Source organism: Streptomyces sp. NPDC003027 (assembly GCF_053591435.1).
In genome coordinates, this window is sequence record NZ_JBSFTU010000022.1 from 58,226 (window position 1) to 84,815 (window position 26,590).

At 71.3% G+C, this 26,590-nt stretch carries 24 protein-coding genes, 1 tRNA gene and 1 riboswitch; of the genes, 13 read left to right on the top strand and 12 right to left on the bottom strand.

Annotated elements, in window-relative coordinates; genetic code table 11:
* The first annotated feature begins 133 nt into the window (after positions 1 to 133).
* The gene (locus ACWDX6_RS17745) at positions 134 to 2,152 is read left to right on the top strand and encodes a tetratricopeptide repeat protein (RefSeq protein WP_451485826.1); all 2,019 of its coding nucleotides are present in this window, start codon (positions 134 to 136) and stop codon (positions 2,150 to 2,152) included.
* A gap of 58 nt (positions 2,153 to 2,210) precedes the next feature.
* A tRNA-Met gene (locus ACWDX6_RS17750) sits at positions 2,211 to 2,284 on the top strand.
* 164 nt (positions 2,285 to 2,448) lie between these two features.
* Here ACWDX6_RS17750 and ACWDX6_RS17755 read toward each other — a convergent pair.
* Positions 2,449 to 2,868 (bottom strand): Fur family transcriptional regulator, encoded by a 420-nt coding sequence (locus ACWDX6_RS17755; RefSeq protein ID WP_451485827.1) that lies wholly within the window; start codon positions 2,866 to 2,868, stop codon positions 2,449 to 2,451.
* A 180-nt stretch (positions 2,869 to 3,048) separates the two neighbouring features.
* Here ACWDX6_RS17755 and ACWDX6_RS17760 point away from each other — a divergent pair, with 180 nt between their 5' ends.
* On the top strand, positions 3,049 to 4,500 hold the full coding sequence (locus tag ACWDX6_RS17760) for a catalase (protein WP_451485828.1): 1,452 nt from the start codon (positions 3,049 to 3,051) through the stop codon (positions 4,498 to 4,500).
* A 70-nt stretch (positions 4,501 to 4,570) separates the two neighbouring features.
* Here the strand turns inward: ACWDX6_RS17760 and ACWDX6_RS17765 are convergent, their stop codons facing one another.
* The gene (locus ACWDX6_RS17765; protein ID WP_451485829.1) at positions 4,571 to 4,972 is read right to left on the bottom strand and encodes a CBS domain-containing protein; all 402 of its coding nucleotides are present in this window, start codon (positions 4,970 to 4,972) and stop codon (positions 4,571 to 4,573) included.
* A 145-nt stretch (positions 4,973 to 5,117) separates the two neighbouring features.
* Entirely contained in the window at positions 5,118 to 5,918 is an 801-nt protein-coding gene (gene hisN / locus ACWDX6_RS17770; protein ID WP_451485830.1) for a histidinol-phosphatase, read from the bottom strand.
* A 106-nt stretch (positions 5,919 to 6,024) separates the two neighbouring features.
* Between hisN and ACWDX6_RS17775 the strand changes: the two genes are divergently transcribed.
* Positions 6,025 to 6,687 carry a TetR/AcrR family transcriptional regulator gene (locus tag ACWDX6_RS17775; RefSeq protein WP_451485831.1) on the top strand — a complete coding sequence of 221 codons (663 nt, stop codon included), beginning with the start codon at positions 6,025 to 6,027 and terminating at the stop codon, positions 6,685 to 6,687.
* Here the strand turns inward: ACWDX6_RS17775 and ACWDX6_RS17780 are convergent.
* The 4 genes from ACWDX6_RS17780 to ACWDX6_RS17795 form a co-directional block, all read right to left on the bottom strand.
* Positions 6,653 to 6,976, bottom strand: a complete 324-nt coding sequence (locus tag ACWDX6_RS17780) for a DMT family transporter (protein ID WP_403288383.1) — start codon at positions 6,974 to 6,976, stop codon at positions 6,653 to 6,655. The genes ACWDX6_RS17775 and ACWDX6_RS17780 overlap by 35 nt on opposite strands.
* A gap of 92 nt (positions 6,977 to 7,068) precedes the next feature.
* Positions 7,069 to 8,082, bottom strand: coding sequence for a ribosome small subunit-dependent GTPase A (gene rsgA / locus ACWDX6_RS17785; protein WP_451485832.1), 1,014 nt, complete (start codon positions 8,080 to 8,082; stop codon positions 7,069 to 7,071).
* Between the two features lie 3 nt (positions 8,083 to 8,085).
* The gene (gene aroA / locus ACWDX6_RS17790; protein WP_451485833.1) at positions 8,086 to 9,414 is read right to left on the bottom strand and encodes a 3-phosphoshikimate 1-carboxyvinyltransferase; all 1,329 of its coding nucleotides are present in this window, start codon (positions 9,412 to 9,414) and stop codon (positions 8,086 to 8,088) included.
* A gap of 28 nt (positions 9,415 to 9,442) precedes the next feature.
* Entirely contained in the window at positions 9,443 to 10,129 is a 687-nt protein-coding gene (locus ACWDX6_RS17795) for a M50 family metallopeptidase (protein WP_451485834.1), read from the bottom strand.
* A 51-nt stretch (positions 10,130 to 10,180) separates the two neighbouring features.
* On the opposite strand from ACWDX6_RS17795, the gene ACWDX6_RS17800 reads away from it, so the two are divergent.
* From ACWDX6_RS17800 to def, 8 genes are all read left to right on the top strand, one after another.
* The gene (locus tag ACWDX6_RS17800; RefSeq protein WP_451485835.1) at positions 10,181 to 10,996 is read left to right on the top strand and encodes an SOS response-associated peptidase; all 816 of its coding nucleotides are present in this window, start codon (positions 10,181 to 10,183) and stop codon (positions 10,994 to 10,996) included.
* Positions 10,997 to 11,043: 47 nt separating this feature from the next.
* Entirely contained in the window at positions 11,044 to 11,730 is a 687-nt protein-coding gene (locus ACWDX6_RS17805; protein ID WP_451485836.1) for an alpha/beta hydrolase family protein, read from the top strand.
* 252 nt (positions 11,731 to 11,982) lie between these two features.
* A complete protein-coding gene (locus ACWDX6_RS17810; RefSeq protein WP_352186978.1) occupies positions 11,983 to 12,639 on the top strand; it encodes a sigma-70 family RNA polymerase sigma factor in 657 nt (218 codons plus the stop codon).
* Complete coding sequence (gene rsrA, locus ACWDX6_RS17815) at positions 12,636 to 12,935, top strand: mycothiol system anti-sigma-R factor (RefSeq protein WP_361436466.1); 300 nt, start codon at positions 12,636 to 12,638, stop codon at positions 12,933 to 12,935. The genes ACWDX6_RS17810 and rsrA overlap by 4 nt, the downstream gene beginning before the upstream one ends.
* A gap of 158 nt (positions 12,936 to 13,093) precedes the next feature.
* The gene (locus ACWDX6_RS17820; protein ID WP_451485837.1) at positions 13,094 to 14,593 is read left to right on the top strand and encodes an HD-GYP domain-containing protein; all 1,500 of its coding nucleotides are present in this window, start codon (positions 13,094 to 13,096) and stop codon (positions 14,591 to 14,593) included.
* Positions 14,590 to 15,870, top strand: coding sequence for an HD-GYP domain-containing protein (locus ACWDX6_RS17825; protein ID WP_451485838.1), 1,281 nt, complete (start codon positions 14,590 to 14,592; stop codon positions 15,868 to 15,870). The genes ACWDX6_RS17820 and ACWDX6_RS17825 overlap by 4 nt, the downstream gene beginning before the upstream one ends.
* Positions 15,871 to 15,949: 79 nt before the next feature.
* Entirely contained in the window at positions 15,950 to 16,930 is a 981-nt protein-coding gene (locus tag ACWDX6_RS17830) for a tetratricopeptide repeat protein (protein WP_318103157.1), read from the top strand.
* Between the two features lie 60 nt (positions 16,931 to 16,990).
* Positions 16,991 to 17,620, top strand: a complete 630-nt coding sequence (def, locus tag ACWDX6_RS17835; protein ID WP_356894528.1) for a peptide deformylase — start codon at positions 16,991 to 16,993, stop codon at positions 17,618 to 17,620.
* A 73-nt stretch (positions 17,621 to 17,693) separates the two neighbouring features.
* Here def and ACWDX6_RS17840 read toward each other — a convergent pair whose 3' ends face one another.
* The 5 genes from ACWDX6_RS17840 to ACWDX6_RS17860 form a co-directional block, all read right to left on the bottom strand.
* On the bottom strand, positions 17,694 to 18,722 hold the full coding sequence (locus ACWDX6_RS17840) for a ribonucleotide-diphosphate reductase subunit beta (RefSeq protein WP_451485839.1): 1,029 nt from the start codon (positions 18,720 to 18,722) through the stop codon (positions 17,694 to 17,696).
* Positions 18,722 to 21,070 carry a ribonucleoside-diphosphate reductase subunit alpha gene (locus ACWDX6_RS17845; protein ID WP_451485840.1) on the bottom strand — a complete coding sequence of 783 codons (2,349 nt, stop codon included), beginning with the start codon at positions 21,068 to 21,070 and terminating at the stop codon, positions 18,722 to 18,724. Before ACWDX6_RS17845 ends, ACWDX6_RS17840 begins: the two co-directional genes overlap by 1 nt.
* A gap of 130 nt (positions 21,071 to 21,200) precedes the next feature.
* A riboswitch (cobalamin riboswitch) is annotated at positions 21,201 to 21,323 on the bottom strand.
* Positions 21,324 to 21,512: 189 nt separating this feature from the next.
* Positions 21,513 to 21,728, bottom strand: a complete 216-nt coding sequence (locus ACWDX6_RS17850; RefSeq protein ID WP_451485841.1) for a YbdD/YjiX family protein — start codon at positions 21,726 to 21,728, stop codon at positions 21,513 to 21,515.
* Positions 21,725 to 23,962 carry a carbon starvation CstA family protein gene (locus ACWDX6_RS17855; protein WP_451485842.1) on the bottom strand — a complete coding sequence of 746 codons (2,238 nt, stop codon included), beginning with the start codon at positions 23,960 to 23,962 and terminating at the stop codon, positions 21,725 to 21,727. Before ACWDX6_RS17855 ends, ACWDX6_RS17850 begins: the two co-directional genes overlap by 4 nt.
* Positions 23,963 to 24,151: 189 nt before the next feature.
* On the bottom strand, positions 24,152 to 24,916 hold the full coding sequence (locus ACWDX6_RS17860) for a GntR family transcriptional regulator (protein ID WP_451485843.1): 765 nt from the start codon (positions 24,914 to 24,916) through the stop codon (positions 24,152 to 24,154).
* Between the two features lie 286 nt (positions 24,917 to 25,202).
* Here ACWDX6_RS17860 and ACWDX6_RS17865 point away from each other — a divergent pair, with 286 nt between their 5' ends.
* On the top strand, positions 25,203 to 26,483 hold the full coding sequence (locus ACWDX6_RS17865; RefSeq protein WP_451485844.1) for an extracellular solute-binding protein: 1,281 nt from the start codon (positions 25,203 to 25,205) through the stop codon (positions 26,481 to 26,483).
* Positions 26,484 to 26,590: the final 107 nt, after the last annotated feature.

Genomic DNA, 26,590 nt, shown 5'->3' on the forward strand with positions numbered 1-26,590 from the left:
AGGCCGCGTGGGATGGGGCGAGTTGGGGCGAGACGTGTTTGACTTATCTCTCTGTGGGCATGTCGACAAAACGCCGAAGTGACCTCACTGGCTGCGGTATACCAGGTGTACGCGCGTTGCGGGTGGTGCGACGATGGGATTTATGGGGGACAGGGCAACTCTGTTGGAGACAGGGCGGTTTGTGCAGCGGCACGCCAAGAATGCCGCGGATGACATCATCGAGGCCGCGGGAGCCGTCGATGCGGCCGTCGACACCACCGCCGAGACCGAGAACGAGACCGAGACCGAGGCGCGTCACCGCCGCGCCGCCGAGAACGGCGACGCCGCGTCGATGAGCGTGCTCGGCGCGCTGCTGCTGCGCCGCGGGGACCTGGACGGCGCCGAGCCGTATCTGCGCGGAGCCACGGCCGAGGGGGACCGTGCCGCGGCCAACAACCTGGGGGTGCTGCTGCACCAGCGCGGATACGCGGACGAGGCCGCCGGTTGGTGGCGCGTCGCCGCCGTGGCGGGCTCCGCCGCCGCCGCCCACGCGCTCGGCCGCCACCACCGCGAGCGCGGGGACGAACCGGCCGCCGAGTACTGGCTGCGCCAGGCCGCCGAGCAGGGCCACGCCCTGGGCGCGTACGCCCTCGCCGACCTCCTGGAGCACCGCAGCGACGTCGGGGCCGAGCGCTGGCTCCGCGCCGCCGCCGAGCGCGGCCACCGCGAGGCCGCCTACCGGCTCGCCCGCACCCTGGAGCGCCGCGCCACCGGCGTGGCCGGAGGCCCCGTCACGGGGGCCGCCACGGCCCCGCACGGCATCGGCGCGGGAGCCGGCACCGACCGCCGCACGGACGCGGGCGCGGTCCCGCACGCGGCGGCCACCGGCGAGCGCCCCGACGAGGCCGCCCGCCCCGCCACCCGTGCGGGCGCCGGGGCCGCCGGCACCGTGCCGCCCGGGGACGACCTGGCCGAGGCCGAGCAGTGGTTCCGGCAGGCCGCCGCGCGCGGTCACCGGCGGGCCGCGCTCCACCTCGGCGCGATCCTGGAGAAGCGGGGCGAACTCAAGGAGGCCGGCCGCTGGTACCTCAGCTCCGCCAAGGCGGGCGAGGCCAAGGCCGCCTGCGCGCTCGGGTTCCTGCTGCGGGACGCCGGTGACGAGGAGAGCGCCGCCGTGTGGTGGCTGCGCGCCGCCCAGGACGGCGACGGCAACGCCGCCAACGCGCTGGGCGCCCTGCACGCCGCCCGGGGCGAGCAGCAGACGGCCGAGCGCTGGTACCGCGCCGCGATGGACGCCGGCGATGTGAACGGGGCGTACAACCTCGGGCTGCTCTGCGCCGCCCAGGACCGCACCCAGCAGGCCGAGCAGTGGTACCGCCGGGCCGCCTACGCGGGGCACCGCGAGGCGGCCAACGCCCTCGCCGTGCTGCTCCTGCAGGCCGGCGACGCCGGGGGTGCCGAGCCGTGGTTCTCCAAGGCGGCCGAGGCGGGCAGCGTCGACGCCGCCTTCAATCTCGGCATCCTCTACGCGGGTCGCGACGACGACCGTACGGCGCTGCGGTGGTACGAACGCGCCGCCGCCGCGGGGCACACCGAGGCCGCCCTCCAGGTCGGCATCGCCTGCCTGCGGGACGGCGACGAGCAGTCCGCCGAGCGGTACCTGCGGTGCGCGGCGGGCGGGGGCAGCCCCGAGGCCGCGTTCCGGCTCGCCACCGTCCTCGACGCGCGCCGGCCCGAGCCGGGACCGCCCGAGCTCGGCGCCGCCCGCGAGGAGAAGAGCGAGTGCGAGGAGTGGTACGAGCGGGCCGCCCAGCAGGGACACCGGCGCGCCCAGGTGCGGGTCGGCATGCTCGCCGCCGCGCGCGGTGACGTGGCGGAGGCGGCGCACTGGTACCGCGAGGCGGCGGAGGCCGGCAGCCGTAACGGCGCCTTCAACCTCGGTCTGCTCCTGGCCCGCGAGGGCAGCGAGCGCGAGGCGGCCCTGTGGTGGACCCGCGCGGCCCGCGCGGGGCACGGCCGCGCCGCCCTGCGCCTCGCGCTGCTCGCGGCGCGGCGGGGCGAGCTGTCCGAGGGGCGGCGCTGGTGCGCCCGCGCGGTGGAGCTGGGCCCCGCGGAGGTGGCCGAGCGGGCCGCACGCCTGAGTGAGGCGCTGCACCAGGAGCTGACCGCGTAGGCCGGCGCGGAAGGGATTTGCGCTGGTCGTGGGCGTCCCGTAAGGTTGGGTTCACCGACGCGGGGTGGAGCAGCTCGGTAGCTCGCTGGGCTCATAACCCAGAGGTCGCAGGTTCAAATCCTGTCCCCGCTACTCAGTAGCGACGAAGGCCCGGATCCAGTCACTGGATCCGGGCCTTCGTCATGCGTGAGATCCGGGCCTTCGTCATGCGTGCCGGCGCGCCCGTCCGGATCCGGACATGGAAGAAGCCCCCACCGCGGTGGGGGCTTCTCGTCGTCCCAGGCCGAGGGCGTGTCTCAGGCGGAGGCGGCGCAGTTCGGGCAGACGCCTCGGTACGTGACCTCGACGTCGGAGATCGTGAAGCCGAAGCGCTCCGAGTCCGGGAGGTCGGCCAGCGGGTTGCCCGCCGGGTGTACGTCACGGATCGCGCCGCAGCGGCCGCAGATCAGGTGCTGGTGCGGGCGGTGCGCGTTCGGGTCGTACCGCTTGGCGCGGCTGTCCGTCGCGACCTCCATGACCTCGCCGAGCGTGACCATCTCGCCCAGCGTGTTGTACACGGTCGCCCGGGAGATCTCCGGCAGCTTCTCCACAGCGCGCGCGTGGACCTCGTCGGCGGTCAGGTGCACATGATCCCCGTCGAGGACCTCGGCCACAACGCGGCGCTGCGCGGTCATCCGCCAGCCGCGGCCGCGCAGTCGTTCCAACAGGTCACTCATAGGGCCAGCCTAACAGTCATGGGATCCGGTCCCGAACGGGTGTGACTTTGGAAGTTAACTTGACTTAGACAATGTCTATCGTAGGATCGAACCCGGCATTGGCCAAGTGTTTCCTCGGGGCGTGTGACCGGGGAGTCGGCCGAAGGACAGGACTTGCAGGAATTGACGCAGGAGGCGCACGTGACGCAGGGACCGCTCACCACGGAGGCCGGAGCACCGGTCGCCGACAACCAGAACAGCGAGACGGCGGGCGTCGGCGGTCCCGTCCTCGTCCAGGACCAGCTCCTCCTCGAGAAGCTCGCCCACTTCAACCGCGAGCGCATCCCGGAGCGCGTCGTCCACGCACGTGGTGCGGGCGCGTACGGCACCTTCACGGTCACCCGTGACGTCTCGCAGTGGACGCGTGCCGCGTTCCTCTCCGAGGTCGGCAAGCAGACCGAGACGTTCCTGCGCTTCTCCACCGTCGCCGGCAACCTCGGCGCGGCCGACGCGGTGCGCGACCCGCGCGGCTGGGCGCTGAAGTTCTACACCGAAGAGGGCAACTACGACCTCGTCGGCAACAACACCCCGGTGTTCTTCATCAGGGACGCCATCAAGTTCCCGGACTTCATCCACACCCAGAAGCGCGACCCGTACACGGGCTCGCAGGAGGCGGACAACGTCTGGGACTTCTGGGGCCTCTCGCCCGAGTCGACCCACCAGGTGACCTGGCTCTTCGGTGACCGCGGCATCCCCGCCTCGTACCGCCACATGGACGGCTTCGGCTCGCACACCTTCCAGTGGAACAACGAGGCCGGCGAGGTCTTCTGGGTCAAGTACCACTTCAAGACCGACCAGGGCATCAAGAACCTCACTCAGGACGAGGCCAACAAGCTCGCCGGTGAGGACCCGGACAGCCACCAGCGCGACCTGCGCGAGGCCATCGAGCGCGGTGACTTCCCCAGCTGGACCGTTCAGGTCCAGATCATGCCGGCGGCCGAGGCGGCCACCTACCGCTTCAACCCGTTCGACCTCACCAAGGTGTGGCCGCACGCGGACTACCCGCCGATCGAGATCGGCAAGCTGGAGCTCAACCGCAACCCGGAGAACATCTTCGCCGAGGTCGAGCAGTCGATCTTCAGCCCCGCGCACTTCGTGCCCGGCATCGGCCCGTCCCCGGACAAGATGCTCCAGGGCCGTCTCTTCGCCTACGGCGACGCCCACCGCTACCGCGTCGGCATCAACGCCGACCACCTGCCGGTGAACCGCCCGCACGCCACCGAGGCGCGCACCCACTCCCGTGACGGCTTCCTGTACGACGGCCGCCACAAGGGCGCGAAGAACTACGAGCCGAACTCCTTCGGCGGCCCGCACCAGATCGACCGCCCGCTGTGGCAGCCGGTCCCGGTGACGGGTATGACCGGCGACCACGCCGCTCCGATCCACTCCGAGGACAACGACTTCGTCCAGGCGGGGAACCTCTACCGCCTGATGTCCGAGGACGAGAAGGGTCGTCTCATCGACAACCTGGCGGGCTTCATCGCCAAGGTGTCGCGTGACGACATCGCCGAGCGGGCGATCAACAACTTCCGCCAGGCGGACGGTGACTTCGGCAAGCGGCTCGAGGCCGCGGTCCAGGCCCTGCGCGGCTGAGGACGCTTGTCGTAGACAGAGAGGGCCGGACTTCCGCGAGGGAGTCCGGCCCTTTCGCGCTGTCCGTGCGCTACCCGGCCAGTGAGTGCGTGCTCCGGAGCGCGGGTGTCCAGCACCGGATGATGTCGCGCACCGAGACGATGCCGACCGGCCCCTTCCCGTCGAGTACGACGAGATGGCGGAAGCCGCCGTGCGTCATGGCCTCCGCGGCCTCCTCCAGGGTCCAGGTCGGTGCGGCGAAGACGACGTTGTTGGTGGTGTGCGCCCCGACGGTCTCCAGGTCGGGGTTCTGGTCCGCGCCGATCGAGTTGAGGATGTCGCGCTCGGTGAGGATGCCGAGCCCGCTGGTGTCGGTGTCGAGGACTATGGCCGCGCCGACGCGGCGGGCCGACATCAGCCGGGCCGCCTGGCGGAGGGTGTGGGCGGGTCCGAGGGTCAGGGCCAACGTGGTCATGGCGTCACGGACGAGCATGGATGGAGCCACCTCCTTGGCGAACAGGTTCCGCCTTCAACGAGAACCGATTCACAAGTTCACAAGTGGGGGGACTCTCAGAGTGGCATCGGGAGACGGAGCCAACAAGGGGGCGTGCAAGGCGCCTTGGGGGCGCCCGGGGTGATCAGCCCTTCTGGTTGAGATAACTCAGCAGCTCGCCGTGGAGGAGTCCGTTCGACGCCGCCGCGTTGCCGCTGTGCGGACCGTGCTGACCGTCCAGGCCGGTGAACGTGCCGCCCGCCTCCTGCACCACGATCGCCGTCGCGGCCATGTCCCAGAGGGACAGCTCCGGCTCCGCGCAGATGTCCACCGCACCCTCGGCGACCATCATGTACGGCCAGAAGTCGCCGTACGCCCGGGTCCGCCAGCACGCGCGCGTGAGGTCGAGGAAGCCCTCCAGCCGGCCCCGCTCCTCCCAGCCGCTCAGCGAGGAGTACGCGAAGGACGCGTCCGCCAGCTCCCCGACCTTCGAGACGTGCATACGGGTCGCCGACGTCAGGCTGCGGCCGGTGTACGCGCCCGCGCCCTTCGCCGCCCACCAGCGGCGGCCGAGCGCCGGAGCGGAGACCACGCCCACCACCGGCTGGAAACCGGTGTCGCCGGCCTCCATCAGCGCGATCAGGGTCGCCCAGACGGGCACCCCGCGGACGTAGTTCTTGGTGCCGTCGATCGGGTCGATCACCCAGCGGCGGGGGCCCGTGCCCTCCACGCCGTACTCCTCGCCCAGGATCGCGTCGCGCGGCCGGGCCCGCTGCAGCTGGCCGCGGATCAGCTCCTCCGCGGCCTTGTCCGCCTCGCTCACCGGCGTCATGTCCGGCTTGGTCTCGACCTTGAGGTCGAGCGCCTTGAACCGGTCCATGGTGGCCGCGTCGGCGGCATCCGCGAGAACGTGGGCGAGACGCAGATCATCGTGGTAATCGGCCATGGTCGAAACTCTATCCCCCGAAGACACGTGGTCACACGAGAGCCCTTGACAGTGCGTGGTCGCCCGTCAACGCTGAGCGCAGAACCGTTCTGGCCGGGAGGCGACGATGCCGACTGCCCGTGAGGCCCTGCTCGGCGCCGCGCTCACGGCCCTCTCGACGCTGCCCTGGTCCGCCGTCCGCATGGTCGACGTCGCCTCGGCCGCCGGGGTCTCCCGGCAGACGCTCTACAACGAGTTCGGCAGCAAGGAGGGTCTGGCCCGTGCCCTGGTGCGACGCGAGGCCGACGTGTACCTCCAGGGCGTCGAGCGACTGCTCGCCGTGCCGGCGCCACCCGAGCGGAACCTCGTCGGCGTCGCCGAGTGGACCCTGACTCAGGCCCGGGCCCGCCCGCTGCTGCGCGCCCTGCTCACCGGCTGCTGGGGCGAACGCCTCCCGATGCCCCGCCCGGCCAGAGCCCGCTCCCGGGCCGCCGCCGTCCCCGCCCAACGGCGCGCCGACGCGGGCACGCCGACCCCCGCCGAGCTGCTCGGTCAGGCCAGGGACCGGGCCGCCGCCGCGCTGCGCACGGCATGGCCGACCGGCGGCGAGGCCGAGACACTGCGCTCCTGCGAGATCGTCCTGCGCCTCACCCTGTCGAGTGTCGTCGCGCCGGGGGATCCGGCCGATCCCCTCTTCCTGGTCCGGGAGGAACTGGCCCGGATGCGGGTGCGGCAGTCCCTCGGTGGGCAGTCCCTCAGTGGGACGAACCCGAGAGCTGGAGACCGATGACGCCGCAGATCACCAGCGTGATCGAGACGATCTTGAGAGTGGAGACGACGTCCCCGAGGAAGACCATTCCGTAGATCGCGGTACCGGCCGCGCCGATCCCGGTCCACACCGCGTACGCCGGGCCGACGTCCAGCTTCTTCAGCGACAGGGTCAGCAGACCGAAGCTGCCCAGGGCGAAGACCGCGAAGGCGAGGGTCGGCCAGAGCCGGGTGAAGCCGTGCGACAGCTTCAGGCAGACCGCGAACCCCGTCTCCAGGATCCCGGCGAGCACCACCAGCAGCCACGCCATCGTCAGTGCCTCCCACGCCGTCGGTGACTGCTTCGCCCCACTCGGTGCGATTATGCACTTACCGGCGGCGGGCGACCGCCAACGTGCGCGGCTCAGTCGCCCTCGCGTCGCTCGCGGGTGGCGAGCAGCCGCCGCAGTGAGTACAGCCGCGCCGGATCCGCGTGCCCCTCCGCCACCCACGCGTCCAGCGCGCACTCCGGCTCGTCATGGCTACAGGCCCGCGGGCAGTTCTCCGTACCCGGTACGAGATCGGGGAAGGCGAGGATCACCCGGGACGGGTCCACATGGTTCAGGCCGAAGGAACGCACGCCCGGGGTGTCGATCACCCAGCCGCCGGCCGGGTCGTCCAGCGGCAGCGCCAGCGCGGAGGTGGTGGTGTGCCGGCCACGGCCCGTGACGGCGTTGACATGGCCCGTCGACCGGCGCCTGTCCTCCGGCACCAGGGCGTTGACCAACGTCGTCTTTCCGACGCCCGAATGCCCGACGAACGCCGTGGTCCGGCCCTTGAGGTGCTCGTGGACCCGCTCCGCCGCCACCCCGTCCACGAACTCGTCGCGCGTGGTCACCACGTACGGCACACCCAGCGCGCCGTACATCTCCAGCAGCTCGTCCGGCTTCGCCAGATCCGACTTCGTCAGCACCAGCAGCGGGGTGAGACCGCCGTCGTACGCGGCGACCAGACAGCGGTCGATCAACCGCGGCCGGGGCTCGGGATCGGCCAGCGCCGTGACGATCGCCAGCTGGTCGGCGTTGGCGACCACCACCCGCTCGAACGGATCGTCGTCGTCGGCCGTGCGGCGCAGGACGGAGCGGCGCTCACCGATCCGGACGATCCGGGCCAGCGTGTCCTTCTCGCCCGACAGATCGCCCACCAGGGAGACCCGGTCCCCGACGACCGCGGCCTTGCGGCCCAGCTCGCGCGCCTTCATCGCCATGACGACCCGGTCGTCCACCAGTACGGTGAGCCGGCCCCGGTCGACGGTAAGGACCATGCCCTCGACCGCGTCCTCGTGCTTCGGGCGGATGCTGGTGCGCGGACGGTTGCCCTTGCGGTTGGGCCGCTGGCGGATGTCGTCCTCGTCGGTGTGCTTCCCGTAACGCCGCATGGCTCAGACTCCGAGCATTTCGGTCCACATCGTTGGGAAGTCCGGCAACGTCTTGGCCGTCGTCGCCACGTTCTCGATCTCCACGCCCTCGACCGCGAGGCCGATGATCGCGCCCGCCGTCGCCATGCGGTGGTCGTGGTACGTGCGGAAGATTCCGCCGTGCAGCGGGCGCGGGCGGATGTGCAGACCGTCCTCGGTCTCCGTCACATCGCCGCCCAGCTCGTTGATCTCCTTGGTGAGCGCCGCGAGCCGGTCCGTCTCGTGGAGCCGCAGATGGGCGACGCCGCGCAGCGTGGACGGGGAGTCGGCCAGCGCCGCGACCGCCGCGATGCCGGGGGTCAGCTCGCCGACCTCGCCCAGGTCGACGTCGATGCCGTGGATCCGGCCGGTGCCCGTGAAGGTCAGCCCGGCGTCGGTCAGTTCGCAGGAGCCACCCATCTCGGTGAAGATCTCGCGCAGCGCGTCACCGGGCTGGGTGGTGCGGGCCGGCCAGTCGGGGACGGTGACCCGGCCGCCGGTGACCAGGGCCGCCGCCAGGAACGGCTGGGCGTTGGACAGGTCCGGCTCCACCGTCAGGTCCCGGCCGAGCAGCGCCGAGGGGGAGACCCGCCAGACGTTCGGCTCACCGCCCGTTTCCGGCTCGTCGACCTGGGCGCCGACCAGCCGCAGCATGTCGACGGTCATCCGGATGTGCGGGAGGGACGGCAGCTTCGCACCGACATGGCGCACCTCCACCCCCTGGTTGAAGCGGGGAGCCGAGAGCAGCAGGGCGCTGACGAACTGGGAGGACGAGGAGGCGTCGATCTCCACCGGGCCGCCCTCCAGGGCGCCACCGCCGTGCACGGTCATCGGCAGCGCGCCACGGCCGTCGTCCTCGACCCGGGCGCCCAGCACCCGCAGCGCGTCGATCACGCCGTGCAGCGGCCGCTCGTGCGAACGGGCGTCGCCGTCGAAGTGCACCGGCCCGTCGGCGAGGGCGGCGACCGGCGGCAGGAAGCGCATGACCGTCCCCGCGTTGCCGACGTCCACGGTCGCCGGCCCGCGCAGCCCGGCCGGAATGATCCGCCACGCCTCACCCGTACCGTCCGGGCCCACGCCCTCCTCGATACGGACACCCAGCGTGCGCAGCGCCTCCGCCATCAGCAGCGTGTCGCGGGAGCGCAGCGGTCGGCGCAGCCAGCCCGGCTCGGCGGCGAGCGCGGCGAGAACCAGGCCGCGGTTGGTGACCGACTTGGACCCGGGCACGGTGACGGTCGCGTCGACTGCTCCGCTCGCGTACGGGGCGGGCCAGAGGTCGGAAGAGGGGTCGGCGTGCTCGGAGCGTTCGGTCATGCCCCTCACTTTAGTGGGGCACCACCGGCTACACCCCCAGCAGCCAGCGGCCTCCGCCGATCAGTGAGCAGATCGAGACCGCGTGGAAGAGGAAGAGCCACATCGCCGCGTGCGCGTGCGTGAGGCGGGCGAGCTGGTCGACGTCGGAGTCCGGCGCGCCTCCGTGGCGCCTCTTGCGCTGGAGCTCGAAGACCGGCCGGACCCCGCCGAGCAGCAGGAACCAGACGACGGCGTACGCGAACGCCGACTGGACGTCCGGCCCGGTCAGCCAGGAGACCAGGAGGAAGGTCCCGCCCGTGAGGAGGACGGTGAAGATCCCGTACACGTTGCGGACCATCACGAGCAGGGCCAGCAGCAGCGCGGTCGCGACCCACAGCAGCAGGGTGATCCGGTGGTCGGCGAGCAGCCAGGCGCCGCCGAGGCCGAGCAGCGGGGCGGCGGTGTAGCCGGCGGCGGCTGTCAGGATCATCCCGAGGCCCGTCGGACGGCCGCGCGAGACGGTCAGGCCGCTGGTGTCGGAGTGCAGCCGGATGGACTGGAGCCGGCGCCCGGTGACCAGCGCGATCAGACCGTGGCCGCCCTCGTGGGCGATGGTGATCGCGTTGCGCGACAGCCGCCAGGCCATCCGGGGCACGACGACGGCGAGCGCGGCCACCGCGGTGGCGATCACCAGCCACTGCTCGGGGGCGGGCTGGGTGCCGAGGACTTCGGTCATTTTCTGGACGGCCCCCTCGGAGCTGACGTGGATCGTGGCAGTGTGGCACGTATGTGCGGAAGGTATGCGGCGAGCAGGCGGCCCGAAGACCTGGTCGGTCTCTTCGGGGTCGAGAAGTGGGAGCCCGAGGAGACCCTGGCTCCGGACTGGAACGTGGCCCCCACCAAGGAGGTCCACGCGGTACTGGAGCGTCCTCTGAAAGACGCGGAATCATCCCGGCCGGTTCGTCAGCTGCGCACGCTGAAATGGGGCCTCGTGCCCTCCTGGTCGAAGACGCCGGAGGGCGCCGCCCGGATGATCAACGCACGGGCGGAGACGGTGCACGACAAGCCCTCGTTCAAGCGGGCCTTCTCCGCGCGCCGGTGCATCCTGCCCGCCGACGGCTATTACGAGTGGGTGACCGGGTCCGGCGAGCGCGAGCTGGAGGTCGAGGGGAAGAAGAAGCGCCCGCGGAAGCAGCCGTACTTCGTCACCCCGGCGGACGGCTCGGTGTTCGCGATGGCCGGCCTCTACGAGTTCTGGCGGGACCGGACGCTGCCCGACGACCACCCGTCGGCGTGGTGGGTGACGTGCTCGGTCATCACCACCGAGGCGGAGAAGGACCCGCTGGGCGTCGCACCGGCGGAGGGACCCCGCTCCCTGGCCGACATCCACCCCCGGATGCCCCTCATGCTGACCCCGGACCGCTGGGACGCCTGGCTGGACCCGCGCCGGACGGACGTGGAGGAGCTGCGCTCCCTCCTCGCGCCGCCGCCGGGGGGCCTGATGCGGGCCTACCCCGTGGCGACGGCGGTCAGCGACGTCCGCAACAACGGGCCCGAGCTCCTGAAGGAGCTGGAAGGACCGGAGCTCGGCACGCTCTTCTGACCCCCGCGCTGCCACGCCCCGGCGCCCCCGGGCGGCAGGATGGGAACGTGACGAAGAGCGAGATCGTATCGACCGGGGCCGGGGACGCGCGGATCACCTGGCACCCCGGCAAGAAGCCCTGGACGGTCCTCGCCCTCGGCCATGGCGCCGGGGGCGGGATCGAGGCACGGGACCTGGTGGCCCTCGCCGAGGCGCTGCCCGCCCACGGGGTGAGCGTGGCGCTCGTCGAACAGCCCTGGCGGGTCGCCGGGAAGAAGCTCGCGCCCGCGCCGAAGACCTTGGACGCCGGATGGCGCGGGATCTGGCCGGCGCTCGCCAAGCCGGGGCTGCCGGTGATCGCCGGCGGCCGCAGCGCCGGGGCCCGGGTCGCCTGCCGCACCGGCGCGGAACTCGGCGCGGCCGCCGTACTCGCCCTGAGCTTCCCCCTCCATCCGCCCGGCAGGCCCGAACGGTCCCGCGCCGACGAGCTCCTCGGCACCGGCCTGCCCACCCTCGTCGTCCAGGGCGGCAACGACCCCTTCGGCAGACCCGAGGAGTTCCCCGGGATCGAGGCCGCGCGCCCCGGGCGCGGCCGTGCGCGGGTGGTGGAGGGAGACGGATGGGAGTACACCCTCGTCGAGGTGGACCACGGCGATCACGGCTTCGCCGTCGCCAAGCGCGCTCCCGTCGGCCAGGACGAGACCCTCGCCCTCATCGCCGCCGAAGTCGCCACGTGGGCCACGTCACTTCGGTGACCCCGGTCGCCGCCCGGGAATGTCGAGCGCGTGACCTCTGTTGTGACGGACATCGGTGTGAGAGCAAAGGAAGAGGGAGTCCGTCGCATGGGTTCGACCATCTGCCCCGAACGCCCGCAGGCCGCTGACCTCGACTGGACAGTGCTGCCCGCGGCCAGGGTCGCCCCTATTCGGGCGGCGGGCGGAGCGGTTCCTCGTCTATCCTCCGAAACGAGCGGGTCCGCATTCGGGTTCGCCGCAGCGTTGGAGGAGGTGGGTCCGGTCACTGGGACCGACACAGGGACCGACGACGGCCCCGAGGAGACGACCGCGGAGCGCAACGCGCGCTTCGAGCGGGACGCCCTCGGCTACCTCGACCAGATGTACTCCGCCGCGCTGCGCATGACGCGCAACCCCGCGGACGCGGAGGACCTGGTGCAGGAGACGTACGCCAAGGCGTACGGCTCGTTCCACCAGTTCCGCGAGGGTACGAACCTGAAGGCCTGGCTGTACCGGATCCTCACCAACACCTTCATCAACTCGTACCGCAAGAAGCAGCGGGAACCCCAGCGCAGCGCCGCCGAGGAGATCGAGGACTGGCAGCTCGCCCGCGCCGAGTCGCACATGTCGACCGGTCTGCGGTCGGCCGAGTCCCAGGCTCTCGACCACCTCCCCGACTCCGACGTCAAGGAAGCGCTCCAGGCGATCCCGGAGGAGTTCCGCATTGCCGTCTATCTCGCCGATGTCGAGGGCTTTGCGTACAAGGAGATCGCGGACATCATGGGGACACCCATCGGTACGGTGATGTCCCGACTGCACCGGGGCCGCCGCCAGCTGCGCGGCATGCTCGAGGACTACGCTCGCGACCGCGGGCTGGTTCCCGCGGGCGCCGGAGAGTCGTCGAACGATCTGAAAGGCTCGGGCTCATGAGCTGCGGAGAGCCGCACGAGACGGACTGCTCAGAGGTCCTGGATCATCTCTACGAGTTCCTCGACCGCGAGATGCCCGACAGTGACTGCACCAAGTTCGAGGTGCACTTCGAGGAGTGCTCCCCGTGCCTGGAGAAGTACGGCCTGGAGCAGGCGGTGAAGAAGCTCGTCAAGCGGTGCTGCGGCAGCGACGACGTGCCCACCGACCTGCGGGCCAAGGTGATGGGCCGGATCGACCTGATCCGCTCGGGCCAAGCGGTGCCCGAGCAGGACGTGACGGCGACCGCCCAGGAATGACCCCGCGGGCGTGACGCCCCGCGCCGAGGGAAGGGCCGCCGCGATCTGATCGCGGTGGCCCTCGTGCGTATATCAGCTTGTATCACCCGAAGGTGCGAATCAGCCGCACCTCGCCGTCCCCGGCCGCCCGACTCGCTAGCGTGGCGGGGGTGATGGGCGTGATGGTGATTCCACGAGCGGCACGCGGGTACATCTGCTGCGCCCTGCTCGGCGCCGCCGTGTGCTGCGCGCCCGCGCTGCGCCCCGGCGCGCAGACCCCGTGGAGCACGGTGGTCCTGCTCGCCGCCCTGTACGCCGTCTGCGAACTGCCCGCCCGCTGCCGCCTCCTCAACCGGGCGCTCGGCGGCTCGGTGCCCATGGGCACCGGCTCCTTCTTCCCCGTCCTGCTGGCCGCCGCACTGCTCCTGCCGCCCGCCGCGGCCGCGCTCACCGCGCTGCCCGGAGCGCTCGTCGCCAGGGTGGAGCAGCCCCCGGCGGCGCTACGGCGGGCCTGGCGGGCGGCCCAGCTGGTGATCGCGGTCTGGGCCGCCGGACTCGTCGCCGGGGCCCTGCGCCGCGACGACGCCCTCGGCAGCGGCCCGCACGCCCCCGACTTCCCCTACGTGCTGGTCCCGGCCGGCGCCTCCGCGCTCACCTTCTGCCTGGTCCTGACCGCCCTGGACGGCGGGATCCGGGCCACCGCCGAAGGAGTGTCCGCGCGCACCGCCTGGCGCGGGCTGTTCGGCCGGGCGCTCGCCTCGCACACGGTGCACGGGCTCGCCGGACTGATGATGGCGGTGCTCTGGCGCAGTACGTACGGACCCGTCGCCGCGCTCTTCGTCCTGCTCCCCATGTACATCTCCTGCTGGGTGTTCGCCCAGTACCACCGCGAACGGGCCGCCCACCAGGCGACGATCCGCGCCCTCGTCCAGGCCGTCGACATCAAGGACCGCTACACCCGCGGGCACAGCGAACGGGTCGGCCGCGCCTCGGTGCTGATCGCCCGTGAGCTGGGCATGGCGGAGGAGCGGCTGGAGATCCTGCGGTTCGCCGGGATCCTCCACGACGTCGGGAAGCTCGGGGTGCCGACGCGAGTGCTGAGGAAGGACGGCCCACTGACGCCGGAGGAGCGCCGGATCATCGAACTCCATCCGGAGTACGGACACGAGATCGTCCGGGGGATCGGCTTCCTCGGCGAGGCGCGGTCGGCGATCCTGCACCACCACGAACGCATGGACGGCAGCGGCTACCCCTACGGGCTCAGCGGGCAGCAGATCCCGGAGTTCGCCCGCGTGGTCGCCGTCGCGGACGCCTTCGACGCGATGACGTCGACCCGCTGCTACAGCCGGGCGCGGCCGGTGGCGACGGCGGTGGCGGAGCTGGAGCGGTGCGCGGGCTCCCACTTCGACCCGCGGATGGTACGGGCGCTGGTACGGGCCCTGGACCGGCACGGCTGGCAGAAGACGGTCACCGCCGACGAGGTCCCGCTGCGGGGCGACGGCGTCCCGCAGCCGCGCCCGTCGGCGGCGACCGGCACCCGGGAGGCGCCCGGCACGGGCAGGGCACCCCGCGCCCGGGAGGCGGCGCCCGACTCCGGGGAGGCGCCCCGTACGGGCCCGGCGCCCGATACCGGTGTCGCGCCCCTGCCGCGCACCCGCGCGCCCAAGGGGCGCGGGTGAGACGCGGCACGGTCACCGTCCGGGCCGTCCACGCCTCCGCGCTCCTGCTCGCCGCCGGCGGGTTCGCCTCCACGCTCTGGTACGGCCTCGCCGAGCCCGGCACCGCCCTCGCCTTCGGAGCCCTCATCACCGTCGGCGAGCTCGCCCGCTGGGGCGCTCCGCGAAAGCGGGGAGTACCCCCGGTACTCGAAGAGCTACGGGGCAGGGAACCCGCCCCGCTCGCCGCCGCCGGGGCACTGGCCTACGCCCTGCTCGGCGAGAGCGGGGGCAGCCCCAGCAGCCACGACGTACCGCAGATCATCGCGGTCGTCGTCGCCGGCGGGCTCGTCGGCATCGTGCCGCACGTGGCCCGGGACAAGGGCCCCGACCTCGACCACCTCGCCCGGCGCGTCCTCACCGTCTGCTTCGCCGCCCTCTGCTTCCAGCCGCTTTACAACAGCGGCTGGGTCACCCGCCACCTCGGCCAGGGCCCCTCCTACGCCCTCTTCCTGCTGCTCCTGCTCCTCCTCACCGCCCTGTGCGACGCCGTCCTCGCCGCCCTGATGCTCCGGGCCCGCACGGGGCACCCCTACGGGCCACTGCTCAGGGACGAGCTCCGCGCCCTGATCGGCATCGGCTCCGCCGTCTGCGCCACCGGCGCCGTCATGGCCCTCGGCGTGGCCGCCGCGGGACTCTGGGCGCTGCCTGTCTTCTGCGTGCCGCTGCTGCTCACCCAGGTCTCCTTCCGCCGCTACACCGCCGTGCGCACCACCAACGGGCAGACCATCGCCTCCCTCGCCCGCGCCACCGAGATCGCCGGCTACACCCCGCCCGGCCACGCCCGCAGGGTCGCCGCCCTCAGCACCGCCGTCGGACGCGAGCTGGGTCTGTCCGGGCCCGAGCTGACCGTCCTGGAGTACGCCGCGCTCATGCACGACATCGGGCAGCTCTCCCTCGTCGACCCCGTCCCCAAGGGCGCCACCGCCCTCCTGCCGGCCGAGGAACAGCGCCGGATAGCGCTGCTCGGGGGCGCCGTCGTACGCCAGACCGGGGTCGCACGGGCCGTCGCCGTGGTCGTGGAACGGCAGGCGGACCCCTACCGGGAACAGCCCCTGCCCGCCCGGATCGTCCGTACCGTCAACGCGTACGACGATCTCGCCGGAGGCAGGGCAGGCGGCGCCCTGAGAGCACTGGAACGCCTGCGTCTCGGGACCGCCCGCGACTTCCATCCGGAGGTGGTGGAGTCCCTGGCCAGAGTCCTCGCACGAGGCGGCGTCACCCCCCTCCCTCCTGGGTAACCCATGGGTAATGAGCGCGCGTCCAACCGGGCATGGTTGGATGCGAACAAGAGGGTGAAGCGACCGGCAGGCGGGAATCGTGAGGATCTTCGGGAAGGTACGGCATCGGCCCTCCGCCTCGTGGCGGCAGGCCACCGACCGCGCGTTCACGCTGATCGGTGACGGCCGGTACGAGGACGCGGGCGCGCTGCTGACGCGCGCGGCGGACCTGGAGCCCTGGCTCTCGGAGTCCTGGTTCAACCTGGCCCTGCTGCACAAGTTCCGGCACGACTGGGAACAGGCCAGGGCCGCCGGGCTGCGCGCCGTCGCGCTGCTCGACAAGGAGACCGGCGCTCCCGACTGGTGGAACGTCGGCATCGCCGCCACCGCGCTCCAGGACTGGCCGCTGGCGCGCCGCGCCTGGCAGGCGTACGGACTGAAGGTGCCCGGCGCCTCTGCCGGTACGGGCGAGCCCGCCGGGATGGAGCTGGGCAGCGCGGCCGTGCGGCTCTCGCCCGAGGGCGAGGCGGAGGTCGTGTGGGGCCGCAGGCTCGACCCGGCCCGGATCGAGGTGCTCTCCATCCCGCTGCCGTCGTCCGGGCGGCGCTGGGGCGAGGTCGTCCTCCACGACGGCGTGCCCAACGGCGAGCGGACCACCACCGCCGGGCCCTCCTACCCCGTCTTCGACGAGATCGAGCTGTGGGCGCCCTCGCCCGTCCCCACCTGGGTGGTCCTCCTGGAGGCCGCCACCGAGGCCGACCGGGACGCCCTGGAGCAGCTCGCCGCCGACGCCGGATTCGCCGCCGAGGACTGGTCCTCCTCGGTGCGGCTGCTCTGCCGTGCCTGCTCCGAGTCGACCATGCCCAGCGCCGAGGGCGAGGGCGAGCACCTCGACCCGCACGACCACAGCGAACCGGGCCACCCCGGCCCGCTCGGACACCGCTCACCCGGCGAGCTGTGGGTCCCCGAACGCGAATGCGGTATCGCGGCCCCCGCCGGCCTGGTCCGCGGGCTCCTCGACGGCTGGGTCGCGGACAGCCCGGACAGCCGTGAGTGGCGGGATCTCGAAGAGGTCTGCTGACCATTGCCCGTAGGCTGTACGCGACCATCGCTGGGGTTTTGAGGAAGGCGCAGAAGCGACATGGCGCAGCAGGAGACGGACGAGCAGATCAACGACGGGTTCGTCGTGGACACGGAGGACTGCGAGGCGCGTGAGCTCGCCCACCGTGAGCGCGGCACCGCACGCCCGATCACGGTCGTCGGCAACCCGGTGCTCCACAAGGAGTGCAAGGACGTCACCGAGTTCGACGACAAGCTCGCGGCGCTGATCGACGACATGTTCGCCAGCCAGAAGGCGGCCGAGGGCGTGGGCCTGGCCGCCAACCAGATCGGTGTGGACCTCAAGGTCTTCGTCTACGACTGCCCGGACGACGACGGCGTGCGGCACACCGGTGTCGTGGTCAACCCGGTCCTCCAGGACCTGCCGGCCGACCGCCGCGTCCTCGACGACTCCAACGAGGGCTGCCTCTCCGTCCCCACCGCGTACGCCTCGCTGGCGCGCCCGGACTACGCCGAGGTGCACGGCCAGGACGCCCAGGGCAACCCGATCAAGGTCCGCGGCACCGGCTACTTCGCCCGCTGCCTTCAGCACGAGACGGACCACCTCTACGGCTACCTCTACATCGACCGGCTCTCCAAGCGCGACCGCAAGGACGCCCTCCGGCAGATGGCCGAGGGCACGCCGCGCTACGAGACCGTCCCGAACGACTGACGCACGGCGACCGGCGTACGGCGAAGGGGCCCGGCTCGAAGCGAGCGGGGCCCCTTCGTCGTACGGGCCGGGACTAGAAGTCCTCGTCCAGGTCCACCGAGCCCTCGACCGCGACCTGGTAGGCCGACGGGCGGCGCTCGAAGAAGTTCGTCAGCTCCTGGACGCCCTGGAGCTCCATGAACCCGAACGGGTTCTCCGAGCCGTACACCGGGGCGAAGCCCAGGCGGGTGAGCCGCTGGTCGGCGACGCACTGGAGGTACTCGCGCATCGACTCGGTGTTCATGCCCGGCAGTCCTTCGCCGCACAGGTCCCGGCCGAACTGGAGCTCCGCCTCCACGGCCTCCTTCAGCATGTCCGTGACCTGCTGCCGGAGCGCGTCGTCGAAGAGGTCCGGCTCCTCCTTGCGGACGGTGTCCACGACCTCGAAGGCGAAGTTCATGTGCATCGTCTCGTCCCGGAACACCCAGTTGGTGCCGGTGGCCAGACCGTGCAGCAGGCCGCGCGAGCGGAACCAGTAGACGTACGCGAAGGCGCCGTAGAAGAACAGGCCCTCGATGCAGGCGGCGAAGCAGATCAGGTTGAGCAGGAAGCGGCGGCGGTCGGCCTTCGTCTCCAGACGCTCGATCTTCTCCACCCCCCCTTCCCCATCCAGGGCGGCCATCCAACGGAAGCAGAACTGCGCCTTCTCGCGGATGGAGGGGATGTTCTCGACGGCGGCGAACGCGGCGGTGCGGTCCTCCGGGTCGGGCAGGTAGGTGTCGAGCAGCGTCAGATAGAACTGGACGTGCACGGCCTCCTCGAACAGCTGGCGCGAGAGATACAGCCGCGCCTCGGGGGAGTTGATGTGCTTGTAGAGCGTCAGCACGAGGTTGTTGGCGACGATCGAGTCACCGGTGGCGAAGAACGCCACCAGCCGGCCGATCATGTGCTGCTCGCCCGGCGTCAGCTTCGCGAGGTCGGCGACGTCCGAGTGGAGGTCGACCTCCTCCACGGTCCAGGTGTTCTTGATCGCGTCCCGGTAGCGCTCGTAGAAGTCCGGGTAGCGCATGGGGCGGAGAGTCAGCTCGAAGCCCGGGTCGAGGAGATTTTTTTCAACGGACATTACTGGCAGGCCTCGCAGGACTCGGGGTTTTCGAGGGAGCAGGCGACGGCGTCTTCCGGGGTCGCCTGTACGGGAATCGGGGTGGCGGCCTGGGCCGCGCGGGCGATCCGGGTCGCCGGGCGCGAGCGCAGGTAGTACGTCGTCTTCAGACCCTGCTTCCAGGCGTACGCGTACATCGACGACAGCTTGCCGATCGTCGGCGTCTCCAGGAACAGGTTCAGGGACTGCGACTGGTCCAGGAAGGGGGTGCGGGCCGCCGCCATGTCGATCAGGCCGCGCTGCGGGATCTCCCACGCCGTGCGGTACAGCTCGCGCACCTCGGCCGGGACCCAGGTGAAGCCGGCCACCGAGCCGTTGGACTCGCGCAGCGCCTCACGGGTCTGCGCGTCCCACACGCCGAGCCGCTTCAGCTCGTCCACCAGATAGGAGTTGACCTGGAGGAACTCACCCGACAGCGTCTCGCGCTTGAAGAGGTTGGAGACCTGCGGCTCGATGCACTCGTACACGCCCGCGATCGAGGCGATCGTCGCGGTCGGAGCGATGGCGAGCAGAAGGCTGTTGCGCATGCCGACCGTGGCGATCCGCTCGCGCAGGGCGGCCCAGCGCTCGGGCCAGTTCAGCTCCACGTCGTAGTGGTCGGGGTGCAGGACGCCCCGGGCGGTGCGGGTCTTCTCCCAGGCCGGGAGGGGGCCGTTGCGCTCGGCGAGGTCGGCGGAGGCCTCGTACGCGGCGAGCATGATCCGCTCGGCGATCCGCGTCGACAGGGCGCGCGCCGCGGGCGAGTCGAAGGGCAGCTTCAGCTGGAAGAAGACGTCCTGGAGCCCCATCGCGCCCAGGCCCACCGGCCGCCAGCGGGCGTTGGAGCGCCCGGCCTGCTCGGTCGGGTAGAAGTTGATGTCCACGACCCGGTCGAGGAAGGTGACGGCCGTACGGACGGTCGCGTCGAGCCGCTCCCAGTCGATGTCACCGCCGGTCACGAAGGCGCCCAGGTTGACCGAACCGAGGTTGCACACGGCCGTCTCGCCGTCGTCCGTCACCTCCAGGATCTCCGTGCAGAGGTTGGAGGAGTGGACCGTGTGGCCCGGCTCCGCCGTCTGGTTCGCGGTCCGGTTCGAGGCGTCCTTGAAGGTCATCCAGCCGTTGCCGGTCTGGGCCAGCGTGCGCATCATCCGGCCGTACAGGTCCCGGGCCGGCATGGTCTTGCGGGCCAGGCCCCTGGACTCGGCGGCGCGGTAGGCGGCGTCGAACTCGTCGCCCCACAGGTCGACCAGTTCGGGCACGTCGGCGGGGGAGAACAGCGACCACTCGGCGTCGGCGTTCACCCGGCGCATGAACTCGTCCGGGATCCAGTGCGCCAGGTTGAGGTTGTGCGTACGCCGCTGGTCCTCACCGGTGTTGTCGCGCAGCTCCAGGAACTCCTCGATGTCCGCGTGCCACGTCTCCAGGTAGACGGCGGCCGCGCCCTTGCGCCGCCCGCCCTGGTTCACGGCGGCGACGGAGGCGTCCAGCGTCTTCAGGAACGGCACGATGCCGTTGGAGTGGCCGTTGGTGCCGCGGATCAGCGAACCGCGGGCCCGGATGCGGGAGTACGAAAGACCGATGCCGCCCGCGTGCTTCGACAGCCGCGCGACCTGGTGGTAGCGGTCGTAGATGGAGTCCAGCTCGTCCAGCGGCGAGTCCAGCAGATAGCAGGACGACATCTGCGGGTGGCGGGTGCCGGAGTTGAACAGGGTGGGGGAGGAGGGGAGGTAGTCCAGCCGGCTCATCAGCCCGTACAGCGCCGCGACCTCGTCCAGCGCGCGTACGGAATCGTCCTCGGCGAGCCCGGCCGCGACCCGCAGCATGAAGTGCTGGGGCGTCTCGATCACCTTGCGGGTGATCGGGTGCCGGAGCAGATAGCGCGAGTACAGCGTCCGCAGCCCGAAGTAGCCGAACCGGTCGTCGGCGGCCGGGTCGATCAGCGCGTCCATCCGGTCCGCGTGGGCGGTCACGAACGCGGCCGTACGGTCCGCGATCAGACCCTCCCGGTGCCCCACCGCCACCGACGCCGAGAACGCCACCGCACCCTGCCCGGCCGCCTCCTCCGCGATGGTCCGGGTCAGCAGCCGGGCCGCGAGCCGGGAGTAGGCCGGGTCCTCGGCGATCAGGCCGGCGGCCGCCTCGGTGGCCAGCTCCCGCAGCTCCGCCTCGTCCGAGGCGGCGTTGCGGCCGCGCAGCGCGGCGGCGGCGACCTTGCCCGGGTCGGTGTCGGGAAGGTCGGCGGTGAGGTCGGTCAGGGTCCGGAGCAGTAGCGTCCCGGGTCCGTCGCTCTCGATCGCCGCGGCCGGATCGGCTGGCGCGATGGTCACGTGGGGCTCTCCCTCGCTCGGCCCGGGGGGCGACGGGGAGGCGGACGGCACGCGCACCCGTACGCGGGCGCGCTCCGTGTCCACCGGCCCACTCCGCGAGGCCCGGACGACTCTGGCACCCGGAACGGACGGACCGGGCGCACTGTCGGCAGGTGTTCGGACTCGTAGGAGCGCAAAAGCACGCCAACACACCGTTGCGGGACAGTTCCGGATTTCCACCGGATTCCCCTGCGGCGACAGCGAGCATGAGCATACATGTGGGGGGCGCTCCTTGAAGCACCCCCCACATGTAGTGCCGTTGGGTGTCAGAGCTCTTCGCCGAAGCAGAGGCGTTTGTCATCGGGGGAGGGAAGCGCGGTGAGTTCGCCGGGGGTCTGACGCAGCGGGCCGCCGCCTTCCCGGGAGGGGGAGGGCGGCGGCCCGTCGGACGGCCGGTGAGGGCTCAGCAGCAGCGGAACCCCTCGCGCGGATCGGCCTCCCGCGCGTCGGTGCGGCTGCGCTCGAACTCCCGCCGGGTCATCACCTCGGCGTCCGGGTCGCAGCTTCGGGCGTGGGCGACGTACCGGTCGTAGACGGCCTCGCCGGAGAGCTCGCGCACGTACCAGCGGATCGCGCGCACCGCGCGCCGCAGGTGGCGGACCGTGTTCGCCGTGCTCATGCGGATCCGGTCCCGGTCGGCACGTCACTCCGCGGCTCGCCCGGCGCGGTCTCCTCGCGCATGCCGCCTCCGGCGCCGAGTCCGGCGGCCACCAGCTCCGCCTTCTCCTCCTTCGTGGGGAACATGCCGGCGGGCGCGACGAGCTTGGACTCGGTGTGGGGCGCCTCGGAGAGCCGGACGCCCTCCGGGTTCCTGATCGCCTTGAAGCAGACCCGGCCCGCGTCGGCGATCACCACGATGATGAGGATCGCGAACAGCGCGGACAGCACGCCGTCCACGGTGGAGTTGGTGACGACGGTGTGCATGTCGTCGATCGACTTGGCGGGCGGGAGCACCTTGTCGGCGTCGATGCCCGCCTGGTACTTGTCCCGCTGGGCGAAGAAGCCGACCCGCGGGTCCTCGGAGAAGATCTTCTGCCAGCTCGCGGTCAGGGTGACGGCGACGTCCCAGGCGAGCGGGACGCCGGTGACCCAGGCCCACTTCAGGCGGCCGGACTTGATGAGCAGCGTGGTGCAGACGGCCAGCGCCACGGCGGCGAGCAGCTGGTTGGCGATGCCGAACAGCGGGAAGAGCTGGTTGATGCCGCCCAGCGGGTCGTGCACGCCGACCCAGAGGAAGTAGCCCCAGCCGCCGACGACCACCGCGCTGGCGAACCAGACGCCCGGCTTCCAGCTGACCTGGCGGAACGGCTTGTAGACGTTGCCCAGCATGTCCTGGAGCATGAACCGGCCGACGCGGGTTCCCGCGTCCACGGTCGTCAGGATGAACAGCGCCTCGAACATGATCGCGAAGTGGTACCAGAAGGCCTTCATCGCGGTACCGCCGATGACAGCGGAGAAGATCTCCGACATGCCGAGGGCGAAGGTCGGCGCGCCGCCGGTACGCGAGAGCAGGCTCGCCTCCTCGACGTCCTTGGCCGCCTGGGCCAGTGCCTCGGGGGTGATCGTGAAGCCCAGGTTCGCGACGGCCTCGGAGGCGGACTGGACCGTGGTGCCGACGACTCCGGCGGGGGAGTTGATGGCGAAGTACAGACCCGGGTCGATGATGCACGCGGTGATCATCGCCATGATGGCGACGAACGACTCGGTGAGCATGGCCCCGTAGCCGATCATCCGGACCTGCGTCTCCTTCTGGATCATCTTCGGGGTGGTGCCCGAGGAGACCAGGGAGTGGAAGCCGGAGAGCGCGCCGCAGGCGATGGTGATGAAGACGAACGGGAACATCGAGCCGGCGAAGACGGGACCGTCGCCGCGCGTCGCGAAGTCCGTGACGGCGTCCATCTTCATGGTCGGCAGGGCGATGACCACGCCGAGCGCGAGGAACACGATGGTGCCGACCTTCATGAAGGTCGACAGGTAGTCGCGCGGCGCGAGCAGCATCCAGACCGGGAGCACGGAGGCCAGGAAGCCGTACACGATCATCCAGATGACCAGGGTGCCCGGTTCGAGCGTGAAGGTGTCGGCCCAGGACGACTCGGCGACCCAGCCGCCCGCGACGATGGCGAGCAGCAGCAGCGCCACGCCGATGACCGAGACCTCGGTGACCCGGCCCGGGCGCAGGACGCGCAGATAGACGCCCATCAGCAGGGCGATCGGGATCGTCATGCCGATGGAGAAGACGCCCCACGGGGAGTGGGCGAGGGCGTTGACGATGACCAGGGCCAGCACCGCGAGCAGGATGATCATGATGGCGAAGACCGCGATCAGCGCAGCCGCGCCACCGAACGGGCCGATCTCGTCACGGGCCATCTGGCCCAGCGACCGGCCGTTGCGCCGGGTGGAGAAGAACAGCGTCACCATGTCCTGGACGGCGCCGGCGAAGATGACGCCGACGATGATCCAGATGGTGCCCGGCAGATAGCCCATCTGCGCGGCCAGCACCGGGCCGACCAGCGGGCCCGCGCCGGCGACCGCCGCGAAGTGGTGTCCGAAGAGCACCCTGCGGTCGGTCGGATGGAAGTCGACACCGTTGTCGAGGCGCTCGGCGGGGGTGGCCCGTGTCTTGTCGACCTTCAGTACGCGCCGTGCGATGAACCGGGCGTAGAAGCGGTAGGCGATCGCGTACGAGCCGAGCGCGGCCGCGAGCATCCAGGCGGCGGAGACGTCCTCGCCGCGGGAGAGGGCGAGTACGGCACAGCCCGCCGCGCCCACCAGGGCGACGAGCGACCAGATGGCGATGGACTTGGGAGTGAGGCCTTTTCGCCCAGTATCGGGTGTTGCTTCCGGCTCTGGCATTGCTGCAACCGTCCCCTCGCTGATCACCGTGTAATGCGCAGGAAATCTAGGCGCTGGCTTCGCGCAGCGTCACCCCCCGTCCGCATATCGGTACGGCAACGCTTTTCCGCTCAACTGCCCGGCGGGGTACGCCGAAGGCCCCGCGGAGGGTGCTCCGCGGGGCCTTTCGGGGTGTTCGGCAGGTGGGTCTCAGCCGTTGGGGCGCTTGAGCCGTGCGACGAACTTGTACCGGTCGCCGCGGTAGACCGAGCGCACCCATTCGACCGGCTCGCCCCGCGCGTCCAGCGAGTGGCGGGAGAGCATCAGCATCGGCAGGCCCACGTCCGTACCGAGCAGACCGGCCTCGCGCGGGGTGGCCAGCGAGGTCTCGATCGTCTCCTCGGCCTCCGCGAGGTGCACGTCGTACACCTCGGCGAGCGCGGTGTAGAGCGAGGTGTACTTCACCAGCGAACGGCGCAGCGCGGGGAAGCGCTTGGCGGACAGGTGCGTGGTCTCGATCGCCATCGGCTCGCCGCTCGCGAGGCGCAGCCGCTCGATCCGCAGCACCCGTCCGCCCGCCGCGATGTCGAGCAGTCCGGCGAGGGTGTCGTCGGCGGTGACGTAGCCGATGTCGAGCAGCTGCGAGGTGGGCTCCAGGCCCTGGGCCCGCATGTCCTCGGTGTAGGAGGTGAGCTGCAGCGCCTGCGAGACCTTGGGCTTGGCCACGAACGTGCCCTTGCCCTGGATGCGTTCGAGCCGGCCCTCGACGACCAGCTCCTGGAGGGCCTGGCGCACGGTGGTGCGTGAGGTGTCGAACTCGGCGGCGAGGGTGCGCTCCGGCGGGACGGGCGTGCCGGGCGGCAGGGTCTCCGTCATGTCGAGCAAGTGCCGCTTCAGTCGGTAGTACTTGGGCACGCGCGCGGTACGGGTGGCGGCACCGCCCTCCGTGTCCGTGCTGCCCGGGTCCGTGGCCATGCTCCGCCTTCCCGACTCCTGTGCTGCTGCCGTCACCGGCTCCTCCGTCTGTCGCGGCTCACATGGTGGCACGGACCGGTCACGGGTCGTCGCCCTCCCTCAGGTGTCGGTCCGATAACGGACCCGACTGCCCTTCTTATACACCCTTGACACCCCTAAAGGTCTAGGCCAAGCTCCCGGTACTGGTCTAAACCATTAAAGACCAGCTCCCAGCCCCGACGAGCGTTACTCGGCGTATGTCTTCGCGCGGTGGGCAGGGGTTGCAGGCATCCCTGAGGAGGGTGGCGTGAAGCGCAAGCTCATCGCGGCGATCGGCGTCGCGGGCATGATGATCAGCATCGCGGCGTGTGGCGGTTCCGGCAAGGGTGGGGACTCGGCCGGTGGCGACGTCAAGGAGATCACCGTCTGGCTGACGGTCGACGCCCAGAACAACTGGCCGGAGCTGGTCAAGGCCGCCGACGACGCGGTGACGAAGAAGCACCCGGGCATAAAGATCAACCACGAGTACTACGGCTGGCCGGACAAGAACACCAAGCTCGACGCCGTACTCGCCACGGACAAGGCCCCGGATGTTGTCGAGATGGGCAACACCGAGATGATCGGCTACATGGCCAAGGGTGCCTTCGCCGAGGTCGACGCGTCGAAGTTCGAGAACTCCGACAAGTGGCTCGACGCGCTCAAGGACTCGGTCACCTACAACGGCAAGACCTACGGCGTCCCCTACTACGCCGGTGGCCGCGTGGGCACCTGGCGCAAGGACATCGCCGCCGAGGCGGGCGTCAAGGCCGCCCCGAAGACCTGGGCCGAGCTGACCGCCGCGCTCGACGCCATCCAGAAGAAGAAGGGCGACAAGTTCAGCGCCTGGTACCAGCCGGCGCCCGACTGGTACGCCGCGATGTCCTTCGTCTACGACGCCGGCGGCTCCATCGCCGAGCAGAACGGCGAGACCTGGAAGGCGAACCTGTCCTCGCCCGAGTCCCTCAAGGGCCTCAACGAGTACAAGAACATCGTCGACAAGTACATGCACGGCGACAAGACCAAGGACGAGTCCGACCGTCCGATCGTCTTCGGCCAGGGCAACGCCGCCACGATGTTCGCCGCCGGGTGGGAGGGCGCCACCGCGGCCGACCCGAAGAGCGACAAGGTCGGCGGGCTGAAGGACAAGCTCGAGAACTTCGTGATGCCCGGCCCGTCCGGCAAGAACCTCCCCGTCTTCCTCGGCGGCTCGGACCTGGCCATCCCGGTCAAGTCCAAGGCGCAGGGCGTCGCGGCCGAGTGGATCGCCGCCTTCACCGGCGCCGAGGGCCAGAAGGGCCTCGTCGCCAAGGGCAACCTGCCCAACAACAAGGCGGACCTCGCCCCGCTGAAGGCCGACCCGGCGACCGCCGTCCCGGCCACCGCGGCCGAGTCGAGCTGGTTCGTCCCGACCGCCCCCGGCTGGGGCCAGGTCGAGAAGGCCCAGACCCTCAAGACGATGCTCATCGAGATCGCCAACGGCAAGAAGTCGGTCGAGGCCGCCGCCAAGGACGCGGACGCCGCGATCGACAAGGTCATCAACACCAAGTGACCTAGAGGCAGGGCCCCTTCACCCCCTGGTGAGTGAGCCGAAGGGGCGTGCGGGTGTCGAGAGGGAGAGCGCGGAGGGTCGCGAGGAACGAGCGACCCGAGCACGAT